The sequence below is a fragment of the Actinomadura sp. NPDC048394 genome, from assembly GCF_040651755.1.
Taxonomy (GTDB): Bacteria; Actinomycetota; Actinomycetes; order Streptosporangiales; family Streptosporangiaceae; genus Spirillospora; species Spirillospora montaniterrae.
Genome location: NZ_JBEZJL010000003.1, coordinates 161412 through 176454, shown reverse-complemented (window position 1 = coordinate 176454; position 15043 = coordinate 161412). Strand labels below are relative to the sequence as shown.

The 15043-nt window shown below is 73.7% G+C and carries 15 protein-coding genes; 3 read left to right on the top strand and 12 right to left on the bottom strand.

All coding sequences use genetic code 11. The features are described from left to right. The first annotated feature begins 18 nt into the window (after positions 1 to 18). The 3 genes from AB0C78_RS03085 to AB0C78_RS03075 are packed head-to-tail and all read left to right on the top strand — an operon-like array spanning position 19 to position 2112. Positions 19 to 594: a dihydrofolate reductase family protein gene (locus AB0C78_RS03085; protein ID WP_360741034.1), complete on the top strand. Its 576-nt coding sequence runs from the start codon at positions 19 to 21 to the stop codon at positions 592 to 594. Then, positions 591 to 938, top strand: a complete 348-nt coding sequence (locus tag AB0C78_RS03080) for a YciI family protein (protein ID WP_360741032.1) — start codon at positions 591 to 593, stop codon at positions 936 to 938. Before AB0C78_RS03085 ends, AB0C78_RS03080 begins: the two co-directional genes overlap by 4 nt. Beyond that, entirely contained in the window at positions 928 to 2112 is a 1185-nt protein-coding gene (locus tag AB0C78_RS03075) for a sigma-70 family RNA polymerase sigma factor (RefSeq protein WP_360741030.1), read from the top strand. The genes AB0C78_RS03080 and AB0C78_RS03075 overlap by 11 nt, the downstream gene beginning before the upstream one ends. Here the strand turns inward: AB0C78_RS03075 and AB0C78_RS03070 are convergent. The 12 genes from AB0C78_RS03070 to AB0C78_RS03015 form a co-directional block, all read right to left on the bottom strand. After that, positions 2107 to 2991 (bottom strand): EamA family transporter, encoded by an 885-nt coding sequence (locus AB0C78_RS03070; protein WP_360741028.1) that lies wholly within the window; start codon positions 2989 to 2991, stop codon positions 2107 to 2109. The genes AB0C78_RS03075 and AB0C78_RS03070 overlap by 6 nt on opposite strands. Before the next feature lie 388 nt (positions 2992 to 3379). Further along, positions 3380 to 4300, bottom strand: a complete 921-nt coding sequence (gene rlmB / locus AB0C78_RS03065; protein WP_360741026.1) for a 23S rRNA (guanosine(2251)-2'-O)-methyltransferase RlmB — start codon at positions 4298 to 4300, stop codon at positions 3380 to 3382. 187 nt (positions 4301 to 4487) lie between these two features. Continuing rightward, entirely contained in the window at positions 4488 to 5885 is a 1398-nt protein-coding gene (gene cysS / locus AB0C78_RS03060) for a cysteine--tRNA ligase (protein ID WP_151539073.1), read from the bottom strand. A gap of 113 nt (positions 5886 to 5998) precedes the next feature. Further along, positions 5999 to 6946: an alpha/beta fold hydrolase gene (locus tag AB0C78_RS03055; protein WP_360741024.1), complete on the bottom strand. Its 948-nt coding sequence runs from the start codon at positions 6944 to 6946 to the stop codon at positions 5999 to 6001. Next, positions 6921 to 8186 (bottom strand): DUF6596 domain-containing protein, encoded by a 1266-nt coding sequence (locus tag AB0C78_RS03050; protein WP_360741107.1) that lies wholly within the window; start codon positions 8184 to 8186, stop codon positions 6921 to 6923. Before AB0C78_RS03050 ends, AB0C78_RS03055 begins: the two co-directional genes overlap by 26 nt. A 2-nt stretch (positions 8187 to 8188) precedes the next feature. Next, positions 8189 to 8545: a YciI family protein gene (locus tag AB0C78_RS03045; RefSeq protein WP_360741105.1), complete on the bottom strand. Its 357-nt coding sequence runs from the start codon at positions 8543 to 8545 to the stop codon at positions 8189 to 8191. Positions 8546 to 8890: 345 nt separating this feature from the next. After that, complete coding sequence (locus tag AB0C78_RS03040) at positions 8891 to 9799, bottom strand: DUF6585 family protein (protein ID WP_360741022.1); 909 nt, start codon at positions 9797 to 9799, stop codon at positions 8891 to 8893. Continuing rightward, positions 9792 to 11009, bottom strand: a complete 1218-nt coding sequence (locus tag AB0C78_RS03035; RefSeq protein WP_360741020.1) for a homogentisate 1,2-dioxygenase domain-containing protein — start codon at positions 11007 to 11009, stop codon at positions 9792 to 9794. Before AB0C78_RS03035 ends, AB0C78_RS03040 begins: the two co-directional genes overlap by 8 nt. Before the next feature lie 147 nt (positions 11010 to 11156). Further along, positions 11157 to 12377, bottom strand: a complete 1221-nt coding sequence (fahA, locus tag AB0C78_RS03030; RefSeq protein ID WP_360741018.1) for a fumarylacetoacetase — start codon at positions 12375 to 12377, stop codon at positions 11157 to 11159. 93 nt (positions 12378 to 12470) lie between these two features. Then, positions 12471 to 13871, bottom strand: coding sequence for a hypothetical protein (locus tag AB0C78_RS03025; protein ID WP_360741016.1), 1401 nt, complete (start codon positions 13869 to 13871; stop codon positions 12471 to 12473). A gap of 176 nt (positions 13872 to 14047) precedes the next feature. Continuing rightward, on the bottom strand, positions 14048 to 14518 hold the full coding sequence (gene ispF, locus AB0C78_RS03020; protein WP_360741014.1) for a 2-C-methyl-D-erythritol 2,4-cyclodiphosphate synthase: 471 nt from the start codon (positions 14516 to 14518) through the stop codon (positions 14048 to 14050). Between the two features lie 22 nt (positions 14519 to 14540). Then, positions 14541 to 15023 (bottom strand): CarD family transcriptional regulator, encoded by a 483-nt coding sequence (locus AB0C78_RS03015; protein ID WP_067459337.1) that lies wholly within the window; start codon positions 15021 to 15023, stop codon positions 14541 to 14543. Positions 15024 to 15043 lie beyond the last annotated feature (20 nt).

Here is a 15043-nt window from a genome sequence, read left to right as displayed (position 1 = left end):
AGGTGAGGAGATCGGCTCGTGGGGAAGTTGACCGTAGTGGAGCACGTGACGCTCGACGGGGTGATGCAGGCGCCGGCGCGGGCGGACGAGGACGAACGGGACGGGTTCCCGCACGGTGGTTGGGGGATTCCCGGGAATGACGAGGTCATGGCGTCCGAGATGGGCAAGCGGATGGGCGGGGACGGGGCGATCCTGCTCGGCCGGCGGACGTACGAGGACTTCCGCGCCGTGTGGCCCGCGCGGAAGGACAACCCGTACACCGAGGTGCTGAACCGGACGCGCAAGTACGTCGTGTCGCGGACGCTGCGGGAGCCGCTGCCGTGGCAGAACTCGGTGCTCGTGGACGACGTCGCCGCGGCGGCGGGGATCAAGGAGCGGGAGGTGGGGCTGACGGTGCTCGGCAGCGGGGAGCTCGTGGGGTCGCTGGCGCGGCTGGGGCTGGTGGACGAGTACCTGCTGCAGACCCATCCGGTGGTGCTGGGGACGGGGCGGCGATTGTTCGCGGGGTTCTCGGAGAACCTGCGGCTGGTGGACGCCGTCACGACGACGACCGGGGTCGTCATCGCGACCTATCGGAAACAGGAGGACGCATGAAGCGGTACGTGTTCAACATCATCCAGCCCGTGGGCGAGAAGCCGCCGCCGGAGGAGCTGGAGAAGGTGATGGAGCAGCTCGGGGAGATCCGGCGGGAGCTGGAGCTGTCGGAGGCGTGGGTGTTCGGGTGCCCGCTGCACGAGCCGGGCGACAGCGCGGTGGTGCGGGTCGAGGGCGATGACGTGATCGCGACGGACGGGCCATACACCGAGAGCAAGGAGCACGTCGGCGGGTTCACGATCGTCAAGATGGAGACCCAGGACGAGGCGCTGTGGTGGGCCGGGCGGTACTCGCGGGTGACGGGGCTGCCGGTGGAGGTGCGACCCTTCCAGGGTGAGTGCTGACGACGTCGAGCGGGCGTTCCGGGAGGAGCACGGCCGCGCGGTGGCGGTGCTGGTCCGGGCGTTCGGGGATCTGGACGTCGCGGAGGAGGCCGTGCAGGACGCGTTCGCCGAGGCGGTGCGGCGGTGGCCGGTGGACGGGCCGCCGCCGAGCCCGGCGGGGTGGATCATCACGACGGCGCGGAACCGGGCGATCGACCGGCTGCGGCGGGAGGGCGCGCGGGCGGGGAAGCACGCGCAGGCGGTGCTGCTGAGCGGTCCGGCGGAGGCGAAACCGGAGCCGGCCGTCGGGGACGACCGGTTGCGGCTGCTGTTCACGTGCTGCCATCCGGTGCTGGGGATGGCGGCGCGGGTGGCGTTGACGTTGCGGATGGTGGGCGGGCTGTCGACGGCGGAGATCGCGCGGGCGTTCCTGGTGCCGGAGAGGACGATGGCGCAGCGGCTGGTGCGGGCGAAGGCGCGGATCCGGGAGGCGCGGGTCCCGTACCGGGTGCCGGAGGCGGAGGAGCTGCCGGGGCGGCTGGCGGGGGTCCTCGCGGTGGTCTACCTGGTGTTCAACGAGGGGTACCGGCGGGAGGCGACGGCGGCGGAGGCGATCCGGCTGGGCCGGGTGCTGCTGGAGCTGCTGCCGGACGAGCCGGAGGTGCGGGGGCTGCTCGGGTTGATGCTGCTGGTGGAGTCGCGGCGGGCGGCGCGGGTGCGGGGCGGTGAGCTGGTGCTGCTCGCGGATCAGGATCCGGGGCTCTGGGACGGGGCGATGGCGGAGGAGGGGCGGGAGCTGGTGCGGTGGTGCCTGCGGCGGAACCGTCCGGGGCCGTACCAGGTTCAGGCGGCGATCAACGCGGTGCACAGCCGTCCGCCGACGGACTGGCGGCAGGTGCTCGCGCTGTACGACCAGCTCATGGCGGTGGCGCCGAGTCCGGTGGTGGCGTTGAACCGGGCGGTCGCGGTGGCGGAGGTGGAGGGGGTGGACGCGGCGCTTCCGCTGGTCGAGGCCCTCGACCTCGACCGCTACTACCTGTTCCATGCGATCCGTGCGGATCTGCTGCGGCGGTCGGGGCGGGACGCGGAGGCCGCCAAGGCCTACGGTGAGGCGCTCGCGCGCACACAGGACGAGGTCGAGATCGCGTTCCTGGAGCGGCGGCGCCTCGGCGTGCTGCAGGGCGGCGGTTCATGACCGGCGGTTGAGGGCCTGGCCGGCGACGAGGGCGCCGAGCGCGACGGTGAACCCGACGATCTGCCAGGCGGTGAGGGTCTGGCCGAGGATCAGCAGCCCGGCGAGGGTCGCGACCATCGGGTTGGTGAGGCCGAGCAGGGAGACCGAGGTGGGCGGCAGCCGGTCGATGCCACGGAACCAGAGGGCGTACGCGACGGCGGTCCCGACGATGCCGAGGTAGAGGAAGCCGAGGACGTTCTGGCCGGTAAGCGACGCGGGGACGCCTTCGAACGCGAGGGTGAACGGGGCGAGGACGAGGCCGCCGACGGTGAGCTGCCAGCCCGTCATGACGATCGGGGACTCGGGCCGTCCCCACTTCTTGGCGAGCACGATCGCCGTGGCCATCAGCGAGGTGGCGGTGAGCATGGCGCCGATGCCGACCGGGTCGAGGCGGGCGTCGCCGGTGAGGGTGAGCAGCGCGACGCCGCCGGTGCCGGCGATCGCCGAGTACAGCACGGCGCGGGCGGGGCGGGCGTGCAGGACGAGCAGCGACAGCACCGCGACGACCAGGGGCTGGACGGATCCGATGGTGGCGGCGACGCCGCCGGGCAGCCGGTAGGCGGCGAAGAAGATCAGCGGGAAGAAGGCGCCGAAGTTGAGGACGCCGAGGACGGCGGACTTCCACCACCAGGACCCCTTCGGGAGGCGGCGGTTGGCGGCGAGGAGCACCAGCCCGGCGGGCAGGGCGCGCATCGTGGCGGCGAGCAGCGGTCGGCCGTCGGGGAGCAGCGTGGTGGTGACGACGTAGGTGGTGCCCCAGCTCGCGGGCGCGAGCGCCGCGAGGCCGAGGTCGGCGGCGTAGCGGTCGCGGAGGGATCGGGGGGCCGCGATGGCGGTCATCGGGATCACCCTTCCTTGGTCTGTCTCAACGTCGAGAGGGCGGCGCGTGGCTTACCTCACCGTCAATCCTCTGAACGTTGAGATTATTTACGAAAAGAGAGCGATCCGCGTCACAATGCCGCGGCCGTGACCTTGCGCTGCCGGTAGGGGACGCAACGTGTCCCTAGCGGGCCTCCGGCGCCCGACCGCGCAGCAACGACCGCGCCCAGTACACGGCCATGCTCAAGGAACGCCCCGGCAACAGCGCCCCCTGACCGCCGCGACCCACCGCGCCCCGCTGAGCGCAGGGCCCCAGGAACGCAGGGCCCCAGGAACGGGGCCCGTCAGGAACGCAGCCCGTCAGGAACGCAGCCCGTCAGGAACGCGGCCCGTCAGGGGCCGCCGGCCGTCAGGAGCGCAGGCGGCTGACCTCGTACAGGGCGATCCCGGCGGCCACCCCGGCGTTCAGCGACTCGGCCTTGCCCGGCATCGGGATCGTGACGAGCATGTCGCAGGTGTCGGCGACGAGCCGCCCGAGCCCCTTGCCCTCCGAGCCCACGACCAGCACGAACGGCCCGGCCGCGATCTCCATGTCGGCGACGGTCACGCCGCCGCGCGCGTCGAGCCCGGCGACGAAGCAGCCGGCCTTCTGGTACGCCTTCAGCTGCCGCGCCAGGTTCGTCGCCTGCGCGACCGGGATCGTCGCGAGCGTCCCCGCGGACGACTTCCACGCGCCCGCGTTCACCCCCGCGGCGCGCCGCTCCGGCACCACCACGCCGGTGGCGCCGAACGCCGCCGCGGACCGGACGATCGCGCCGAGGTTGCGCGGGTCGGTGATCCCGTCGACCGCGACGATCAGCGGCGCCGTCCCGGTGAGCAGGTCGTCCGGGTGCGCGTACCGGTACGGCCTGACCTGTAGCGCGATGCCCTGGTGGACGGCCCCGTCGGTCAGCCGGTCCAGCTCGTTCTTGCCGGTCTCCAGCAGCGGGATGCCGCGGTCGGCGGCGAGCTGGATCGACTCGCGGACCCGCTCGTCCGTGCCCGACGACACGTACAGCGTGCTGCCGGGCACCCCGGCGCGCAGCGCCTCCACGACCGGGTTCCGGCCGGTGACCAGCTCGGGGACCTCGCCGTTCGCGCGGCGCGCCCCGGCGGGGCGTCCCGTCGCGGCCGGGCGGCCCTCAGCGGCCCGCGCCGCGCGCGCGCCCGGGCCCATGGTCTGGGTGCCGGTCCGCTTGGCGTTCTTGACGGCCCGCGCCTTCTGGCGCTTGCCGTGCCAGTGCCGGTCCTCGGCCTTGGGGGTGGGACCCTTGCCCTTGCGCTTGGCCATTGTTCGGTACGCCCCTCGCGACGATTGCGTGCTCGCCCTCGCGGCTTGTCGGGCGGCTGAGATCTCCGGGGCGCGCACATGCGGACGCCCGCGAACGTCCAATTTTATCCGCCGCGGCCAGTGCGCGGCGCCCGCCGGAGCGAACCGGCGCCCGCCATGAGCGCCCGCCCACGGGGGTTCGGCGCGGTCAGTCGCGCTTGAGCTCCCAGCGGGCGCCGTGCGGGGTGTCCTCGACGACGATGCCGGCGTCGGCGAGGCCGTCGCGGATCGCGTCGGCGGACGCGTAGTCCTTGCGGGCCCGCGCCGCCTGCCGCTGCTCCAGGGCCACCGCGACCAGGGCGTCCACGACGGGACGCAGATCGTCGCCGCCGCCCTGCGTCCACTGCTCCGACAGCGGGTCGAGGCCCAGCACCCCGGCCATCGCCCGGACGGACGCCAGGTCCCTGCGGACCGCGTCCTCGTCCCCGGCCGCCAGCGCGCTGTTGCCCTCGCGGACGGTCTCGTGCAGCGTCGCGAGCGCCTGCGGGACGCCGAGGTCGTCGTTCATCGCCGCCGCGAACGCCTCCGGCACCGAACCCGCCGGCTCGCCCGCGCCGACGACCTCGCTCGCCCGCGTCACGAACCCCTCGATGCGCTGGTAGGCCGACACCGCCTCGGCCAGCGCGGCGTCGGTGTAGTCCATCAGCGACCGGTAGTGCGCGGAGGCCAGGTAGTAGCGGATCTCCGCCGGACGCGCCTTCCCGAGCAGGTCGGGCAGCAGCACCACGTTCCCGACGGACTTGCTCATCTTCTCGCCGTCCACCGTCAGCAGCCCGTTGTGCAGCCAGTAGCGCGCGAACCCGTCGCCCGCCGCGCGCGACTGGGCGATCTCGTTCTCGTGGTGCGGAAAGATCAGGTCGACGCCGCCGCCGTGGATGTCGAAGACGGGCCCGAGGTACTTGGTCGCCATCGCCGAGCATTCCAGGTGCCAGCCGGGCCGCCCGTCGCCCCACGGCGTCTCCCAGGCGGGCTCGCCGGGCTTCGCGCCCTTCCACAGGGCGAAGTCGCGGGGGTCGCGCTTGGCGTCCTCGTTCGGGGTGTCGCCGGTCGGCCGCATGTTCTCCAGCCGCTGGTTCGACAGCTCGCCGTAGTGGTCGGCCCACGACTTCACGTCGAAGTACACGTCGCCGGCCGCCGTGTAGGCGTGCCCCTTCTCGATCAGCCGCCGGATCAGCACGATCATCTCCGGGACGTGCCCGGTGGCGCGCGGCTCGATCGTCGGCGGCAGGCAGCCGAGCAGGTCGTAGCCCTGCGTGAAGACCCGCTGGTTGCCCTCGGCGACCGCGAACCACGGCACGCCCCGCTCCGCCGCCACCGCGATGATCTTGTCGTCGACGTCGGTGACGTTGCGCGCGAACGTCACCTCGTAGCCGGACGCGCGCAGCCAGCGCAGCAGCACGTCGTAGATCACGCCGGACCGCAGATGACCGATGTGGGGAGAAGCCTGCGGCGTCGCACCACACACGTACATCCCCACGCGGCCCTCTTCCAGGGGCTCGAACGTGCGGACGCTACGGGTACCGGTGTCGTAAAGGCGCAGACTCACAATCACAGGCTATTGGATCCGCCCCGGCCCGCGCGGACTCTCGCACACCCGCGCCCCGAACTGCCGGCCCCCTCCGAACCGGCCTGGAGGGGGCCGGGGGCGCTCTCCCGCATTCAGGAGGTGAAGGCCTTGGCGAGGCGGTCCGCGAAGGCGGGGGCCTCGGCGCCGAAGCCGCCGTGGTCGCCGGGGTAGGTCTCGGCGGGCTTCCCGAGGCGCTCGGCCAGGGCGAGGCCGGCCCGGTGCGGCGGCTCGCCGGCGGACTCCGCGCCGACGGCGACCGTGATCCGGACCGGGGACTCGCGCAGCGCCGCGACGTCGAGGACGTGGCGCCCGAAGCCGGGCACCTCGTAGCCGGCGAAGAAGTCGGTGTTCTTCTCGAACCGCGCGAACATCTCCAGCATCTCGGGGCCCGGCGCCTCGGCGGCCTCCGAGGACCCCGCGGCCTCCCCGGCGCTCTCGGCCTCCCCCGCGTCCCCGGGCTCTCCCTCGCTCCCGGACTCGCCTGCGCTCCCGGACTCACCTGCGCTCCCGGGCTCGCCTGCGCTCTCGGGCTCGTCGCCGCCGGACATGCCCATGGCGGCGCCGAAGACGCCCATCGCCGGGCCCACGCCGCCGTCCTCGTAGGCGCGCTCGACGTCCGCGATGACCGACTCCCAGTGGTCGGCGTCCGGCAGCAGCCTCAGCAGCGGCGGCTCGTGGGCGACGAGCGCGCGGACCTGCTCCGGATGCCGCGCCGCCAGTTCGAGCGCGATCTGCGCGCCGGAGCTGTTGCCGAACACGTAGGCGGGACCGTCCGCCACCTCGCCGAGCAGCCGGGACGCGTCGTCGGCGTGGACGGCGATCTCCTGGCGCTCGGGCGGGCCGGTGAGCGGGCTGCGGGAGTTGCCGCGCCGGTCGTAGGTGACGACCGTGTACCGGTCGGCGAGCAGGCCGGCGAGGCCGGCGTAGCCCGCCGCGTCGTAGATCCCGCCGCAGATCAGCAGCAGGACGGGCCCGGACCCGCGCACCTCGTAGTGCAAGGAGGCGCCGGGGACGTCAAGGGTTCGCGTCGTCGTTTCCATCGTGGTCTTCTCCGTCGAGTCGTGCGATGCGGGCTTCGAGATAGCGCTGCTCGGGGAGGCTGGTGGTCCCCCGGGCGGCGGCGCGGTAGGCGTCGCGGGCGGCGTCGACGTCGCCCGCCTGCTCCAGCAGGTGGGCGCGGACGGCCGCGAGCCGGTGGTGCTCGGACAGCCGCTCGTCGCCGTCCAGGGTCGCCAGCAGGTCCAGGCCGGCGCGCGGGCCGTGCGCCATCGCGAGCGCGACGGCCTCGTTCAGCGTGACCATCGGGTTCGGCGCCAGGTGCGACAGCAGCCGGTACAGGGCGAGGATCTGCGGCCAGTCGGTGTCCTCGGGCCGCGCCGCCTCCGCGTGGACGGCGGCGATCGCGGCCTGCACCTGGTACGGGCCGGGCGGCGACCAGGTGAGGGCGTCGGTGATCAGCCGGGTGCCCTCGGCGATGGCCTCGGCGTCCCAGCGCGTCCTGTCCTGCTCGGACAGCGGGACGAGCAGGCCGTTGGCGCCGGTGCGGGCGGGCCGGCGCGCGTCGGTCAGCAGCATCAGGGCGAGCAGGCCGGTGACCTCCCCGTCGCCGGGCAGCAGCCGGTGCACGGCCCTCGCCAGCCGGATCGCCTCCGCGGTCAGGTCGGCGCGCTGCAGGTCCGGGCCGCTGGACGCGGTGTACCCCTCGTTGAAGATCAGGTACAGGACCTGCAGGACCGCGCGGAGGCGGTCGTCGCGCTCGGCCGGGGGCGGCGGCGCGAACCGGGCGCCGGTCGCCTTGATCCGCTGCTTGGCCCTGCTGATCCGCTGCGCCATCGTCGCCTCCGGCACCAGGAACGCCCGCCCGATCTGCGCGGTCGTCAGCCCGCCGACCGCGCGGAGGGTGAGCGCGACCTGCGAGGACGGCGTCAGCGCGGGATGGCAGCAGAGGAACAGCAGGGTGAGCGTGTCGTCGCGGTCGCCGGGCCGGTCCTCGCCGGGGCCGTCCTCGCCGGCCGGCACCTCGCGCAGCGCCACGGCGGCCTCCCGGTCGCGGCGCGCGCGCTCGCTGCGCCACTGGTCGGTGAGCCGGCGCGTCGCGACGGTCAGCAGCCAGCCGCGCGGGTTCTGCGGGACGCCCTCGTCCGGCCACTGGACGGCCGCGGCGAGCAGCGCCTCCTGGACGGCGTCCTCGCACTGGTCGAACACGCCGTGCCGGCGGACGAGGGTCCCGAGGACCTGCGGCGCGAGCTCGCGCAGCAGGTCCTCGACCGCGACGGGCACCGTCACATCTCGCTCCCCGCGTGGTGCATGACGGGACGGACCTCCATCCGCCCGCCGAACCGGACGTCCGGCCAGCGCGAAGCGATCTCCACGGCCCGCTCCAGGCTCTCGCAGTCGACGGTGAGGTACCCGGCGAGGTGCTCCTTCGCCTCCACGAACGGGCCGTCGGTCACCGCGGGCAGCCCGTCCTTCTCCCGCACGACCTTGGTGGTCGACGGGTCGGCGAGCGCCTCGGTCACGACCAGCTCGCCGCGCTCGGTGATCTCCTTCATGATCTCGTCGACCTCGCCGAACAGCTCCTGCCGCTCCTGCTCGGTCAGCTCCTCGACGAACCCCGGCCGGTTGAAGATCAGCAGCATGTACTTCACGGTGTCTCCTCGTTCTGGTGCGGCTTGTCGGGGCCGCACGCGGTGTCGGGGCGGCCCTCGGCGGCCGCACGTCACCCATGGATCGGAGCCGCGGCCGGTTCCTCGACATCCTCCCCGAAGAAATCTCTGCTTCCCCCAAATCCCCCAACCCCCGGCCTCCAGCACCCCGCCCCACCCCACCCCGCCAAACCTCCCGCAAGACATCGCCACCCATCCCACTCCGCAGCAACGCCAGTGGCTGGGCGGCACGATGGCGGCGCGTTGGCGCAGGCTGTGCGCGGCCGGGGCGGCGTCGAGCGGTCTGGCACGGATCAGAGGAGACGGCCGGGGCGCGGGCTAGGCGGGGCCGAGCATTTCCTTGATCTCGGAGCAGAGCAGGGTGAAGGGCAGGGCGTCCGGCATGTGGCCGGCGACCGCGGCCAGGTCGGGACGGCCGCCGTACGAGCGCACGGTCACCAGCCCGTCGCCGATCCCGACCTCGCGGACCGCCTGCCACGGGACCCGCTGCCCGTCCTTCTCGACGCCGTCCAGGTCGACGGTGAACGGCCCCAGCCGCACGGCCTCGCCCGCCTTGACCGCCGCGAGATGCCGGGGCACCGCGCGGCGCGTCACCTCGGCGGCGACCGTCTCGCCGAGCGCCCGGACGCCGGGCAGCTCGTCGCCGAAGCGCAGGACGCGTCCGTCCGAGCTCACGACCGTGAAGCGCCATCGGGTCCCGTTCGCCGGGCCGGCGCCGCCCGACGGTGGAGCGGCCCCGCCCCACGGCCGGACGCCGGAGACCGTCACCGAGACCAGGTCGTCCCACATGAACACGCCGGCGTCGCCGTCGAGGCCGCCGGCCGCCAGCGCCTCGGGCGCGGCATCGCCCCAGGTGTCACCGTCGCCAGGCGGGTCGGCGACGGCAGGACGTGTGCGTGTCAGCGCACCGGAACCCTTGCGCCCGGCGCCCGCAGGCCCGGGAGCCGGGGAGACCACGATGCCGCCGGTGAACAGGTGCACCACGGGGGCGCGCCGCCACACGATGCCGCGGCCCGCGATCCAGCCGGCGGCCGCCGCGCAGCCCATGGCGATCACGGTGAGCGGCGCGCCGAGCCAGGCGCGGCCGGACAGGACGGCGGCGACGGCGGCCGGGACGAGCGCGACCACGGCCGCGGCGAGCGCGATCAGCCAGGTGAGCGCGCGGCGCCGGGCCGGCCGCGCGTCGAAGGTCCGGACCGGCTCGCCGAGCCCGGACGGGTCAGCCATCGCCCTCCCGCTGGCCGGAGGCGCGCGCCCATGTCCACGCGTACTCGGTGTCCTCGCAGCGGCGCGCCGCGGTGCCGAGGCGCAGCGGCCGGAACGTGTCGACCATGACGGCCATCTCCGTGGTGCGGTCGTGCCCCTGCTTCACCGCCTCCACCACCGCCTCGACGGCGCCCGGCTGCGGCCCGTGCGTGAACCCCGACGGGTGCAGCGAGATGGAGCCGATGCCGATGCCCGAGCCCTTGCGGGCGGAGTAGTCGCCGGCGACGTAGAACATCATCTCGTCGCTGTCGACGTTGTGGTGGTTGTACGGGATCGGCACGGCCTGATCGTCGAAGTCGAGGGGCCGCGGGCAGAACGAGCAGATCACGAACCCCGGCCCCTCGAACGTCTGGTGGACGGGCGGCGGCGCGTGCGTCCGCTTCACGACGGGCTCGAAGTCGTTGATGTTGAAGACGTAGGGGTAGAGGTAACCGTCCCAGCCGACGACGTCGAACGGGTGCCGCAGGTAGGTCAGGCGCGACAGCCCGTTCCGGTTGCGGACGAGGACCGGCACCTCTCCCCCGTCCACCAGCAGCGGCTCGGACGGGCCGCGCAGGTCGCGCTCGCTGTAGGGCGCGTGCTCCAGGAACTGCCCGTACTGCGACAGGTACCGCTTCGGCGGCCTGATGTGCCCCCTGGCCTCGATGACGAGCGCCTTGAGGGACGGTCCGCCGCCCCGTTCCGGCAGCACCCAGCGGTGGATGGTCCCGGTCGGGATGACCACGTAGTCGCCTTCGCCGACGTCGAGCGCCCCGTAGGTCGTCTCGACCCGCGCGCGCCCGGCCTGGACGTACACGACCTCGGCGCCGGCCGAGTTCCGGTACAGCTCGCTGGTGGCGTCCGCCGCGACGAACGAGAGCGTGACGTCGTCGTTGCCGAACAGGACCTGCCGGCCGAGGACCGCGTCGCCGCCCTCGGGCAGGTCCTGGGTGCGGTAGGCACGCGGTTGCAGCGGATGGTTGGGGGCGAGCCCGGCGCCGTCGGCGGCCGCGTCCCGCACGCCCTCGCTCTTGGTGATGGCCGTCGGAGCGTGCCGGTGGTACAGCAGGCTGGAGTCGGACGTGAAGCCCTCCTCGCCCATCAGCTCCTCGGCGTACAGGCCGCCGTCCGGCCGCCGGAACTGCACATGACGCTTCCGCGGGATCTCCCCCACGGCCCTGTAATACGGCATCGCCGCCTCCCATCGGGGACGCCCTCGTCCCCTTCACCGTACGTCTTCGCCCCTGCCGCGGCGGCGCACGCCGACCCCGGCGCCTCCATGTTCACGGCCGTGCGCGGCGAACGGCATCAGAACGTCGTTCTGTGGATAACCGGGCCGTCAGGACAGTGCCGGATGCACCGTGCCGACGACCTCCCCCAGCGAGATGACCGACCCCGAGGCGCCCGGCGCCGTCGCGCGGATCGTCACCGTGTCGCCGTCCTCCAGGAACGTCCGCTTCGTCCCGTCGCCGAGGTCCACCGGCTCGCGGCCGTTCCAGCCGAGTTCCAGCAGGCAGCCGCGCTGGCCGCGCTCCGGACCCGACACCGTCCCGGACGCGAACAGGTCGCCCGTGCGCAGCGGCGCGCCGTTCACCGTGGCGTGCGCGAGCTGCTGCGGCGCCGTCCAGTACATCCCGGCGAACGGCGGCTCGGACACGACCTGCCCGTTGATCAGGACTTCGAGCCGCAGGTCGAGGCCCCACGGCTCGTCGCAGCGCAGGTAGCCGAGCGGCTCCGGATCCTGGACGGGCGGGTCCACGCGCGCGTGCTCCAGCGCGGCGACCGGCACCACCCACGGGGAGATCGACGTCGCGAACGACTTGCTGAGGAACGGCCCGAGCGGCTGCGACTCCCAGGCCTGCAGATCCCGCGCGCTCCAGTCGTTGACCAGCAGGAACCCGAAGACGTGATCGCGGAAGGCGCCGGTCGGGACGCCCCGCCCGGGCACCGACGGGACGCCCGCGACGAACCCGACCTCCGCCTCGAAGTCCAGCCGCAGCGACGGCCCGTACGACGGTTCCGGCTCGCTCACCCCGGTCATGCGCTGCCCGGACGGCCGGACGATCGGCGTCCCCGACGGGTACACCGTCCCGGCGCGCCCGTGGTAGCCGACCGGCAGGCGCTTCCAGTTCGGCTTGAGCGGCTCGCCCTGCGGCCGGAAGATCCGTCCCACGTTGGCCGCGTGGTGCTCGGACGAGTAGAAGTCGACATAGTCGGCTACTTCGATGGGCCGCAGCACTTCCACGTCGGCCACGGGGATCAGGTGCGGTTCCACCTGCTCGCGGTGCGCCGCGTCCGTCAGCAGCTCGGTGAGGCGGGCGCGGTTGGCCTGCCAGGCGGCGCGTCCGGCCACCATGAAGGCGTTCAGCGAACCGGACGCGAAGTAGTGCCGGTCCTCCACGAGCCCGGCGGCCGACAGGCCCGCGAGGTCGAGAACGTACGCCCCGATCGCCACGCCCACGCGCGGCATCTCCCCGGGACGCGAGAACACGCCGTACGGCAGGTTCTCGATGCCGAAGCCGTCGTCCTCATCGATCTCCACCCACGGAACCGTCGTCATGGAGACATATCTTCCCCAGTGTTCCGCGTTCTGACCGGCCGCGGGCGCGCGGGATCCCGGCCCCTGCCGGCGGCCGCGCGGACCGCGGTTCCGCTACTCCGCGGGAGGCGTCGGTCCGCTGCGGAAGTTGCCGGACGGCGGCGGGTTCCAGTCCCAGATGCGCCCCTCGCCGGGCTCGCGCTCGTCCTCCGGGCTGGGCGACGGGCGCGGGACGCGCGGGACCGGAGGGGCGCCGCCGTCGCCCGCGTCCGGGTCCTCGGCACGGTCAGCGGGCGGAATGTCCTGCTCCTCCGCGCCGTCGTCGGCCTCGCGGGCGCTGTCGACTCCGTCGGCGTCGTCGGCGTCGGCGTCGTCGGCGCCGGGGACCACGATGTCGGGACGGGTCGTCCGGGCCTTCTCGCGGGGCTCGGGGTCCTCGGCGTCGCGGCGCCTGACCAGTTCGACGTCGGTCGGCAGCAGCGCGGGCGCCGGACGGGGCTCGGGAAGCGGATCGAGCGGAGGGGACGGCTCGCGCTCGTACTCCTCCGCGTACTCGACGCCGTAGTCCTGCTCATCGGCGGCATCGTCGACGTCGTCCGCATCGGCGGCGTCGTCGTAGTCCCGGCGCAACGCGCCGCGCGCCTCCGCGTAGTCGTCCTCGCGCGTCACCTCGCGTCCCTGCGCGTACTCGTCCTCGTGCCCGCGCGCCCCCGCGTAGTCGTCGTCGCGGGCCGCGTCATGCCGGGACAACGGTTCGTCATCGTGGTCGAGCTCCGGCCGATGGCCGTGCGGCACCTCGTACTCGTGGTCGCGTGCCGCCTCGTACTCGTGGACGGTCGCGTGCTCGAGTTCGTGCTCGGCTTCGGACGAGCCGACGGGCAGCAGGTCCAGCGGGCGGGGCTGCGGCGCGTACGCGTGGTCGGCATAGCCGCGCTCGGCGTAGGCGGCGTCGTCCTCGTCCGCGGCGGCGGGAGCCTCCAGCGCGGCGGGCGGTTCCAGGGCCGGGAGCACCTTGACATGGCCGCGCTGCGCCTCGACGGGCCCGGGCTCGTCCGCCGCGGGGCGGGACACCCGGATCTGCTTGATCATCGTCAGCCACAGCCAGACCGCGATCACCAGCATCACGTGCGGCGCCACGGCCACGCCCGCGCGGACGGCGTCGCGCGGCAGCGAGCCGTACCCCCACACGGCGTGCTGGACGGCGGCAGCGGCGGCGCCGGCCAGCAGGAGCAGCAGCAGCGCCCAGCGCAGGGCGCGGCTCCACCAGCGGGCGTTCCGGGCGACCACCAGGGCGAGGATCGTCATGGCGGTGAGCGCGTCGGCCATCACCGGGTAGACCGGCGCCCACCGGCGGCTCGCCCGCCCGGCCAGCGCGAGCTCGCGCAGGACGGGATAGGTCAGCACGTAGGCGCCGGCCGCCAGCGCGACGACGACGAGGCCGGCGGTCGCGGTGAGCAGCCGCCGCTGGGCCGGGCTGTAGCGGGGGCCGCCGGGGCGCGTGGGATCAGATGGCATGACTCTCGTTCCGGGGTGAACGCCTTGCGGGGTGGGCCTTCAAGGCGACCCTAGCCAGCCCGGACGCCGCTCACAGGCATCTTCGCCGTGAAGATCCCGGACCGCGCACCATAAGCCCCGAGAAGCCCGCTATGCCGCGCGGCAACGCGCCGCAACAGGCCGCGACACGCGCTGCCTCAGGAGGTGGGGAGGACCAGGGCGGTGGCCATGGCGGCGAGGCCTTCGCCGCGCCCGGTCAGGCCCAGGCCGTCGGTGGTGGTGGCGGAGACGCTCACCGGGGCGCCGCCGAGGGCCTCGCCGAGGACCTTCTCGGCCTCGGCACGGCGCTTGCCGATCTTGGGGCGGTTGCCGATGACCTGCACCGCGACGTTGCCGATGGCGAAGCCGGCGTCGGCCGCGAGGCGGGCGACCTCGCGCAGCAGATCGACCCCGGACGCGCCGGCCCAGCGCGGGTCGGAGGTGCCGAAGACGGCGCCGAGGTCGCCGAGCCCGCAGGCCGACAGCAGCGCGTCGCAGGCGGCGTGCGCGGCGACGTCGCCATCGGAGTGGCCGGCCAGGCCGTGGCCCTCACCGGGCCATTCGAGGCCCGCGACCCAGAGGGGGCGCGGCTCCGACGAGAACGGGTGGACGTCGGTGCCGACGCCCACCCGTGGAATCCGTGCGCTCAACTCAGCTGGCCAGGACCTCGTCGAGCAGGGCCTCGGCCTTGTCCTCGTTGGTCTTCTCGGCGAGCGCGAGCTCGCTGACCAGGATCTGGCGCGCCTTGGCGAGCATGCGCTTCTCGCCCGCCGACAGGCCGCGCTCCTTGTCGCGCCGCCAGAGGTCGCGGACGACCTCGGCGACCTTGTTCACATCGCCGGAGGCGAGCTTCTCGAGATTCGCCTTGTACCGGCGCGACCAGTTGGTGGGCTCTTCGGTGTAGGGTGCGCGGAGCACCTCGAACACCTTCTCCAGACCCTCCTGGCCGACGACGTCCCGGACGCCCACGTCCTCGACGTTCTCGACCGGAACCTGCACTGTCAGGTCGCCCTTGTCGACCTTCAAGACCAGATAGGTCTTTTCCTCACCTTTGATGGTGCGAGTCTCGATGGCCTCGATCCGAGCAGCCCCATGGTGGGGGTAGACGACGGTGTCGCCGACCTGGAAAGTCATGTGACAAGTACCCCTTCCGC